Annotated in this window: 5 protein-coding genes, 1 tRNA gene and 1 pseudogene; 6 read left to right on the top strand and 1 reads right to left on the bottom strand. The window is 67.4% G+C overall.

The annotated features are described in order from the left end of the window. Positions 1 to 663, top strand: a pseudogene (locus AC2VON_RS00880) (ATPase); the annotation flags it as partial. Between the two features lie 35 nt (positions 664 to 698). Next, positions 699 to 1,865 (top strand): ATPase BagB, encoded by a 1,167-nt coding sequence (bagB, locus tag AC2VON_RS00875; protein ID WP_486951254.1) that lies wholly within the window; start codon positions 699 to 701, stop codon positions 1,863 to 1,865. Positions 1,866 to 1,883: 18 nt separating this feature from the next. On the opposite strand, the gene AC2VON_RS00870 is transcribed toward bagB, so the two are convergent. Further along, entirely contained in the window at positions 1,884 to 2,246 is a 363-nt protein-coding gene (locus tag AC2VON_RS00870) for a WhiB family transcriptional regulator (RefSeq protein WP_486951253.1), read from the bottom strand. A 322-nt stretch (positions 2,247 to 2,568) separates the two neighbouring features. Between AC2VON_RS00870 and ponA2 the strand changes: the two genes are divergently transcribed. The 4 genes from ponA2 (at position 2,569) to AC2VON_RS00850 (ending at position 7,533) form a co-directional block, all read left to right on the top strand. Beyond that, positions 2,569 to 5,004 (top strand): transglycosylase/D,D-transpeptidase PonA2, encoded by a 2,436-nt coding sequence (ponA2, locus tag AC2VON_RS00865; protein WP_486951252.1) that lies wholly within the window; start codon positions 2,569 to 2,571, stop codon positions 5,002 to 5,004. Positions 5,005 to 5,035: 31 nt separating this feature from the next. After that, positions 5,036 to 6,004 (top strand): metallophosphoesterase, encoded by a 969-nt coding sequence (locus AC2VON_RS00860; RefSeq protein WP_486951251.1) that lies wholly within the window; start codon positions 5,036 to 5,038, stop codon positions 6,002 to 6,004. Next, positions 6,001 to 7,107 (top strand): L-cysteine desulfhydrase Cds1, encoded by a 1,107-nt coding sequence (gene cds1, locus AC2VON_RS00855; RefSeq protein ID WP_486951250.1) that lies wholly within the window; start codon positions 6,001 to 6,003, stop codon positions 7,105 to 7,107. The genes AC2VON_RS00860 and cds1 overlap by 4 nt, the downstream gene beginning before the upstream one ends. Before the next feature lie 352 nt (positions 7,108 to 7,459). Beyond that, positions 7,460 to 7,533: transfer RNA gene (locus tag AC2VON_RS00850), tRNA-Pro, on the top strand. Positions 7,534 to 7,546 lie beyond the last annotated feature (13 nt).

Raw genomic sequence — 7,546 nt, 5'->3', positions numbered from 1 at the left:
GCGGTCGAGTTCGCGACCACCATCGCGCCCGGGCTGCGGGACGTGATCCTCACCGGCAAGATCAAGTACGCGGTGATCCAGGTCGACAAGAACAAACTTCCGGTCTATGACGCCATCGTCGTCGACGCCCCCCCAACCGGGCGCCTCGCGCGTTTCCTCGACGTCACCAAGGCGGTCTCCGATCTGGCCAAGGGCGGGCCGGTGCACTCGCAGGCCGACGGCGTGGTGAAGTTGCTGCACTCCGATCAGACCGCGATCCACCTGGTGACGCTGTTGGAGGCGCTGCCCATGCAGGAGACCATCGAGGCGATCGACGAGTTAGGGCAGCTGGACCTGCCGATCGGCAGTGTGATCGTCAACCGCAACATCCCCGCCCATCTGACACCCGACGAGCTGACGAAGGCCGTCGAGGGGGTGGTCGACGCGGATGCGGTCCGGACTGGGCTGACCATGGCCGGGATCACGCTGACCGACGCCGACTTCGCGGGCCTGTTGACCGAGACCATCCAGCACGCCACCCGGATCATCGCGCGCGCCGAGACCGCCGAGGAGCTGGCGCGGCTGCACATACCGCGGCTGGAGTTGCCGACGATTGCCGACGGGGTGGATCTCGGCAGCCTCTACGAACTCTCCGAAACCCTTGCCCAACAGGGGGTCCGGTGAGTCCCAACCCGGCCGGCAGGCCACCCGCGCTGGACATGGCCGCAATCCTGGCCGACACCGCCAACCGAGTGGTGGTGTGCTGCGGCGCCGGCGGTGTCGGCAAAACCACCACCGCCGCGGCGATGGCGCTGCGGGCGGCCGAATACGGCCGCACCGTGGTGGTGCTGACCATCGACCCGGCCAAACGCCTGGCACAGGCGCTGGGGGTCAACGCTCTGGGCAACACCCCCCAGCGGGTGCCGCTGGCACCGGAAGTCCGCGGTGAGCTGCACGCGATGATGCTGGATATGCGTCGCACCTTCGACGAGATGGTGACCGCATACTCCGGACCCGAACGGGCGAACGCGATTTTGAACAACCAGTTCTACCAGACCGTCGCTACCTCGCTCGCCGGCACGCAGGAGTACATGGCGATGGAGAAGCTCGGTCAGCTGCTCGGCCAGGACCGCTGGGATCTGGTGGTGGTGGACACTCCTCCGTCGCGCAACGCGCTGGACTTTCTCGACGCGCCGAAACGGTTGGGCAGCTTCATGGACAGCCGGCTGTGGCGGCTGCTGTTGGGTCCCGGGCGCGGGATCGGGCGGCTGGTCGCCGGGGCGCTCGGGCTGGCGATGAAAGCCCTGTCGACAGTGCTGGGCTCTCAAATGCTTTCTGATGCAGCGTCTTTCGTGCAATCACTGGATGCTACGTTCGGCGGCTTCCGGGAGAAGGCTGATCGCACCTACGACTTACTCAAGCGGCGGGGCACTCAGTTCGTGGTGGTGTCGGCGGCCGAGCCCGACGCGCTGCGGGAGGCGTCGTTCTTCGTCGACCGGTTGTCCCAGGAGTGCATGCCGCTGGCCGGGTTGATCCTGAATCGCACCCACCCCATGCTGTGCGTGTTGCCGGTCGAGCGCGCGATCGACGGGGTGGAGACACTACAGGAGAAGCAGGAGGGCAAAACGGCCGATGGTGCCGATGGTGGCGACGGTGCCGACGGTGCCGTGGCGCTGACCATCGCGGTGTTGCGGATCCATGCCGAGCGCGCGGCGATCGCCAAACGGGAGACCCGGCTGTTGTCGCGGTTCACCGGGGCCAACCCCAGCGTGCCTGTCGTCGGGGTGCCGTCATTGCCGTTCGACGTTTCCGACCTGGAAGCGCTCGGCGCGATCGCCGATCAGCTGACATCCACCGGTGCCGCCGCGGCGGCGAGGCGGAAGTAGCCAGAAATTAGCCAGAAACTAGCCGACATCGCGTTGCTTGCGCTGCGCACCGAAGTAGTCCGCCCACGACGTCACTTCGGAGTGCTGCTTGAGCAGCGCGCGTCGTTGCCGCTCGGTCATGCCGCCCCAGACACCGAACTCGATGCGGTTGTCCAGGGCGTCGGCGGCACACTCCAGGATCACCGGACAGTGTCGGCAGATCACCGCGGCCTTGCGCTGTGCCGCTCCGCGCACGAAGAGGTCGTCGGGATCGATGGTCTGGCACAGGGCTTTGGCGACCCATCCGATCCGACCCTCGTCGCCGGCGCCGCACAGCACGTGGTGAGCGGATGCCACTGCTGATGTGTTGGTCCTCCGCACTCCGGGCCGCGTAGCCGACACGATGATCGCTCCCTCCCGGCTACCAGCGCAGCCGCCTATTCAGTAGAATGTGGATCGCGGTTGAGATCCACGCCACATTGCTCAGTCAGTGTTACCTGAGTCGCAGCGCGTCTATAACTTAGGTGCTCAGGTCACGCTTACGCAACAGTTTGATACCGACTTTTTTGGGACGAACGTGCAGTCCGACCATAACAACACCCTGAAAGGACAACCGTGGACGACCGTCGGGCCGGTGGTCGGTGCCGGCACAGACAGCTCCTCCGGCCGGCTGTTCGGGGTCTGCTCTTAGGGCATGCCGGGTGCCGTCGCTACTGTGGTACCCATGTCGGAGCGTCCCCCGACCCCTGACACGGTGGCCACGGTGGCCAAACTGGCGGGGTGCTGCCTGCTCGCCAGCGTCGTCGTCGCCGCGCTGCTATTCCCGGTAGCCGGCGGGCTGGGGCTGATGTCCAACCGCGCCTCCGACGTGGTCTCAAACGGTTCGGCTCAACTCGTGGACGGCGCCGTGCCCGCGGTGTCGACGATGGTCGACGCGAAGGGCGACACCATCGCGTGGCTCTACTCGCAACGACGGTTCGAGGTGCCCAGCGACAAAATTGCCGACACGATGAAGTTGGCGATCGTCTCCATCGAGGACAAACGGTTTGCTGAGCACAACGGTGTGGACTGGAAGGGCACGTTGGCCGGCCTGGCCGGCTACGCGTCCGGCGACATCGACACCCGTGGTGGTTCCACCCTCGAACAGCAGTATGTGAAGAATTACCAGTTGCTGGTGCTTGCCCAGACCGACGCCGAGAAACGCGCCGCAACCGAGACCACTCCGGCACGCAAGCTGCGGGAAATCCGGATGGCGCTCACCCTGGACAAAACGTTCAACAAATCGCAGATACTGACCCGCTACCTTAATCTGGTGTCGTTCGGCAACAACTCTTTCGGCGTGCAGGACGCGGCCCAGACCTACTTCGGGGTGAATGCTTCAGAGCTGAACTGGCAGCAGGCGGCGTTGCTGGCCGGTCTGGTGCAGTCGACCAGCTCGCTGAATCCCTACACCAACCCGGAGGGTGCGCTGGCACGGCGAAACGTGGTGCTGGATACCATGATCGAGAATCTGCCCAAGGAGGCCGACGCACTGCGTGCCGCGAAGGCGGAGCCGCTCGGCATCCTGGCCCAACCCAACGAGCTGCCACGCGGCTGCATAGCCGCGGGCGATCGGGCCTTTTTCTGCGACTACGTGCAGGAATACCTCTCGCGGGCCGGGATCACCAAGGAGCAGGTGGCCCGGGGCGGCTACCTGATCCGCACGACGCTGGACCCTGACGTACAGGCCCCGGTCAAGCAGGCGATCGACAGCTTCGCAAGCCCCACCGTGCCGGGTGTCGCCAGCGTGATGAGTGTGATCAGGCCCGGCAAGGACAGCCACCCGGTGCTGGCGATGGCCAGCAACCGCAGCTACGGGCTGGACACCGACCTCGGCGAGACCATGCGGCCGCAGCCGTTCTCACTGGTGGGCGACGGCGCCGGGTCCGTCTTCAAGATCTTCACCGCAGCCGCCGCACTGGAGTTGGGTATGGGCACCAGTGCGCAACTCGAGGTGCCCGGCCGGTTCGATGCCAAGGGTCTGGGCAGCGGCGGGGCCAAGGGGTGCCCGAAGGAGACTTGGTGCGTGGTGAACGTCGCCCCGTACCGGTCGCCGATGAACGTGACCGATGCCCTGGCCACCTCACCGAATACCGCATTCGCGAAGTTGATCTCGCAGGTCGGCGTGCCGCGCACGGTGGACATGGCGGTCAAACTCGGGCTGCGCTCCTACACCGACCCCGGAACCGCCCGCGACTACGATCCGGACAGCACCGAGAGCCTGGCCGAATTCGTCAAACGACAGAACCTCGGGTCGTTCACCCTGGGCCCGATCGAGGTGAACGCACTGGAGCTGTCGAATGTCGCGGCCACCCTCGCGTCGGGGGGCATGTGGTGCCCCCCCAACCCGATCGACAAGCTGTTTGACCGCGACGGCAACGAAGTGGCCGTCACCACCGAAACCTGCGATCAGGTGGTGCCCGAAGGCCTGGCCAATACCCTGGCCAACGCGCTGAGCAAGGACGCACTGGGTGGTGGCACCGCCTCACCCGCGGCGGGCGCGGCCGGTTGGAGCCTACCGATGTCCGGCAAGACCGGCACCACCGAAGCGCACCGGTCGTCGGGTTTCGTCGGCTTCACCAACCATTACGCGGCGGCGAACTACGTCTACGACGATTCCAGCTCGCCGTCGGACCTGTGCTCTTTCCCGTTGCGCCACTGCGGCGACGGCGACCTGTTCGGCGGCAACGAACCGGCCCGCACCTGGTTCACCGCGATGAAGCCGATCGCCGAGAGCTTCGGGCCGGTGGCCCTACCCCCGACCGATCCACGCTATGTCGACGGCGGTCCCAACTCGAAGGTGCCCAGCGTGTCCGGCCTGGATATGAACGCCGCCCGCCAGCGGCTGATCGAAGCCGGCTTCCAGGTCGCCGATCAGCCCAGCGCGATCAACAGTACTGCCCGCAATGGTGCGGTGGTCGGCACGTCGCCGGCCGGTCAGACCATCCCGGGCTCCATCGTCACCATCCAGATCAGCAACGGCATCCCGCCGCCACCGCCGCCCCCGCCCGAAGGAGTGCCGCCCCAGGAGCAGCTGGGTTGGACGGTGGTGGAGATACCGGGCCTGCCACCGATCACGATTCCGCTGCTGCCTCCGCCGGCACCACCGCCACCGCCGTAGCCGCGGTCCGCCGGGGCAGTAGGCTGCCAGCATGGCAGCACCATCCCTACCATCCGCCCTGACGAAGTCGGCCCTCGCAGCACTGGGGCCGGCCGCGCTCGCGATCGGGTATGCCTCGATCGTCGAGCGCAACGCGTTCCTGGTGCGCGAGGTGACGATGCCGGTTCTCAACCCGGGATCGTCACCACTGCGGGTGCTACACATCAGCGACATCCACATGCGGCCCCAGCAGCGTTACAAGCAGGCCTGGCTGCGGAGACTGGCGGGCTGGGAACCTGACCTGGTCGTCAACACCGGTGACAACCTGGCGCACCCGAGGGCGGTGCCGACGGTCGTGCAGTCGCTGGGCGACTTGCTCTCGGTGCCGGGGCTCTTCGTCTTCGGCAGCAACGACTACTTCGGGCCGCGGTTGAAGAACCCGGCGCACTACGTGACCAATCCGGCGCACCGTGTCTACGGTGCGCCGCTGCCCTGGCAGGACCTACGGGCGGCGTTTGCCGAGCGGGGCTGGCTGGACCTCACCCACAACCGCCGCGAGGTCGAGGTGGCGGGCTTGCGGATCGCCGCGGCCGGCGTCGACGACCCACACATCGGCCGGGACCGCTACGAGACGATCGCCGGCCCCGCCAGCCCGGCCGCCGACCTGCGGCTGGGGCTCACCCACTCACCGGAGCCGCGGGTGCTGGACCGCTTCGCCGCCGACGGTTACCAGTTGGTGATGGCCGGTCACACCCATGGCGGGCAGGTGTGCCTGCCGTTCTACGGTCCGCTGGTGGGTACCAACTGCGGTCTGGACCGCTCCCGGGTCAAAGGCGCGTCGCGGTGGGGTGCGCAGATGCGGTTGCACGTCTCCGCGGGGATCGGCACCTCGCCGTTTGCGCCGGCGCGGCTCTGTTGCCGCCCGGAGGCCACCCTACTGACCCTGGTCGCGGCCCCGACCGGCGGCCACGATTCACGGATCACACTCGACACATCGCGGGCCGGCGTTTCAGCCCGTTGACCCAGCCGGCCCGGGTTGCGGCCCACGACCATCCGCGCCATTGGACCGACAACGCGATCCGGCTGATCGAGGCCGACGCCCGGCGCAGCGCCGACACTCACCTGCTGCGCTACCCGCTGCCGTCGGCGTGGGATTCGGATGTGGATGTGGCCCTGTACCTCAAAGACGAGACCACCCACATCACCGGCAGTCTCAAGCACCGCCTGGCCCGCTCGCTTTTTCTCTACGGCCTGTGCAACGGGTGGATCGACGAGGACACCACGGTGATCGAAGCGTCATCGGGGTCCACCGCGGTGTCCGAGGCGTACTTCGCGGCGCTGCTGGGGCTGCCGTTCGTCGCGGTGATGCCTAGTTCGACCAGCGCGTCCAAAGTGGCGCTGATCGAGGCGCAGGGCGGGCGCTGCCATTTCGTCAAACGTGCCGGCGACGTCTATGCCGAGGCGGAGCGGATCGCCGCCGAGACCGGCGGGCACTACCTGGACCAGTTCACCAACGCCGAACGCGCCGCCGACTGGCGCGGCAACAACAACATCGCCGAGTCGATCTACGAGCAGATGCGCGACGAGGCCCATCCGGTCCCGGAGTGGATCGTGGTCGGGGCCGGCACCGGCGGCACCAGCGCGACGATCGGCCGCTACATCCGCTACCGCCGGCACGCCACCCGGCTGTGTGTCGTCGACCCGGAGAACTCGGCGTTCTTCCCGGCCTACGCGCAGTGCCGCTTCGACACCGTCGTTGCCGGGTCGTCACGCATCGAGGGCATCGGCCGGCCGCGGGTGGAGCCGTCGTTTCTGCCGGACGTGGTCGACCGGATGGTCTCGGTGCCCGATGCCGCGTCGATCGCCGCCACCCGCCACGTCAGCGCGGTGCTGGGCCGGCGGGTGGGGGCGTCGACCGGCACCAACGTGTGGGGAGCCTTCGGGCTGCTCGCCGCGATGGTGGCCGACGGGTGCAGCGGGTCGGTGGTCACCCTGCTCGCCGATTCCGGTGACCGCTACATCGACACCTACTTCTGCGACGACTGGGTGGCCCAGCAGGGGCTCGACCCGGCCGGGCCGGCCGCGGCGCTGGTGGAATTCGAGCGTTCCTGCCGTTGGGGCTGAGCTTCTTCGGTGTCCGGCGCGGCATCCGGGCCGGTGGCCAGCAGCCACAACGCCGCGAGACCAAAGAAGCCGCAGTACAAAGCGGCGCCCAATAGCGTCATGATCTGGCTCCCTTGGCGGCGGTGACAATTCGTTGTTAGCCAGTCTGCCTAATGTGGTCGCGGTTTGCAGCTATCCATGCCCCGCCGTGGGCGATCTCATCGTCTGGCGGGCAAGTGATCTGGGTCATCGAAGGCCGCGGCGATCGCAAGCGCGGCGGAGCCGGGCGCAGCGGGTCGCCGCCATCAAGCTCCGACGCACAGCACATATGGCCGCCTTCCGCGCCGGTGCGATACGCTGTCGTGGCTTCACACGGGGTGTGGCGCAGCTTGGTAGCGTGCTTCGTTCGGGACGAAGAGGTCGTGGGTTCGAATCCCGCCACCCCGACACTGAAAAACCC

The sequence above is a fragment of the Mycobacterium sp. TH-M82 genome, assembly GCF_057473605.1.
This window is presented reverse-complemented; position numbering and strand designations above follow the sequence as displayed.